The sequence below is a fragment of the Dyella sp. SYSU CM1112 genome, from assembly GCF_058216415.1.
In genome coordinates this window covers 1-269 of record NZ_JBZEGI010000140.1, presented here as the reverse complement: position 1 = coordinate 269, position 269 = coordinate 1, and the positions used below count along the sequence as shown (strand labels likewise).

At 59.9% G+C, this 269-nt stretch carries 1 pseudogene; it reads right to left on the bottom strand.

Features of this window, described 5'->3' with window-relative positions:
- Positions 1-269 (bottom strand): annotated as a pseudogene (locus AC4HNJ_RS21970) (succinate dehydrogenase/fumarate reductase flavoprotein subunit); the annotation flags it as partial.

The window sequence follows — 269 nt, the reverse complement described above, 5'->3', positions numbered from 1 at the left end:
GGGAAATCTTCGCGGGCGTGCGCGCCGTGGCTTTCGGGGCGCTGTTCGGCCGAATGCATGGTGGCCACGGCCTGGCCCAGGAGATTGGAGAGCTCCAGCGTCTAGATCAGGTCTGAATTCCAGACCAGCGAGCGGTCGCTCACCCGCACATCCTTGAACGAATCGTGGACCTCGGAAATCCTCTTCGAACCCGCCTTGAGCGTTTCGCCGGTACGAAACACTGCCGCATCATCTTGCATAGTGCGCTGCATATTCATGCGGATTTTCGC